Source organism: Pseudomonas sp. HMWF006 (genome assembly GCF_003061205.1).
Classification (GTDB): Bacteria; Pseudomonadota; Gammaproteobacteria; order Pseudomonadales; family Pseudomonadaceae; genus Aquipseudomonas; species Aquipseudomonas monsensis.
On record NZ_QAIU01000438.1, the window covers coordinates 1 to 1,355 of the forward strand.

Consider the following 1,355-nt stretch of genomic DNA (forward strand, 5'->3'; position numbering starts at 1 on the left):
AGTTTGACGGTGGTGGTATCGACGGTATCGGTCACGTCGGTGACGGCTGGAACGGTGCTCGGAACGAGATTCTCGAAGTTGCCGCCAGTGGCGTCCTTGATGGTCACTTCGACCTTGCCGGCGTCTTTATAGACGTCATCGGCTGGCGCAGGAACGGTCACGGTGCCAGTGGTCTTGCCGGCTTCGATGGTGATTACCGAACCGTTCGACAGAGTCACGGTTACCGGGGTGCCAGCCGGGTTGGTCAGGGTCGCGGTGTAAACAATCGAACCGCCTTCAGCCACGGTGCCGGTCGCGCTCAGCGTCAGGTCGGTGGTGTCAGTGGTGTCGGTGACGGTGGTGCTGACCGGAGTTTTGTCGGCAACGAGGTCTTCGTAATTGCCGCCGCTCACGCCCGTGATCGCGTTGGTGATCGGCGCTTGGCCGGTCAACGCATCGTTAGGCGCAGTGGTGGTCACGGTGCCGGTGGTTTTGCCGACTTCGATGGTAATGCTCTGACCATTGGCCAGCGTCACGACCACCGGCGAACCGGTGACCGGCGCGCCAACAGTGGCGGTGTAGGTGACGGTGCCACCTTCAGCGACCGAGGTGTCAGCCGTGAGTTTCACGGTCGAGGTGTCGATGGTGTCCGTGACTTCGGTAACGGCTGGCGTGGTGCTTGGCACCAGATTCTCGAAATTGCCGCCGGATACATCCTTGATGGTCACTTCGACTTTGCCGGCGTCTTTATAGACGTCATCGGCTGGCGCCGGAACGGTCACGGTGCCGGTAGTCTTGCCCGCCTCGATGGTGATCACCGAGCCATTCGACAGGGTCACGGTGACTGGCGTGCCGGCCGGATTGGTCAGGGTCGCGGTGTAAACGATCGAACCGCCTTCAGCCACGGTGCCGGTCGCGCTCAGCGACAGGTTGGTGGTGTCGGCGACGTCGGTAACAGTGGTCGAAACCGGGGTCTTGTCGGCGACCAGATCTTCGTAATTACCACCGGAAACACCGGTGATCGAGTTGGTCAGCGGCGCATTGCCGGCCAACGCATCGTTAGGCGCGGTGGTGGTCACGGTGCCGCTGGTTTTGCCGACTTCGATGGTGATGCTCTGACCGTTGGCCAAAGTCACGATGACAGGCGAGCCGGTAACCGGCGCGCCGACGGTGGCGGTGTAGGTGACGGTGCCACCTTCAGCCACAGTGGTGTCAGCCGTGAGTTTCACGGTCGAGGTGTCGATGGTGTCAGTCACTTCGGTAACGGCTGGTGTGGTGCTCGGCACCAGGTTTTCGAAGTTGCCGCCGGTGGCGTCCTTGATGGTGACTTCGACTTTGCCGGCGTCTTTATAGACGTCATCGGCTGGCGCCGGAAC

The 1,355-nt window shown here is 61.7% G+C and carries 1 protein-coding gene and 1 pseudogene; both read right to left on the reverse strand.

Going from position 1 to position 1,355, the window contains the following annotated elements:
• The coding region (locus DBR24_RS32770; protein ID WP_371921321.1) for an immunoglobulin-like domain-containing protein at positions 1 to 1,265 on the reverse strand (1,265 nt) is incomplete at its 3' end.
• An 18-nt stretch (positions 1,266 to 1,283) separates the two neighbouring features.
• A pseudogene (locus DBR24_RS34870) lies at positions 1,284 to 1,355 on the reverse strand (hypothetical protein); the annotation flags it as partial.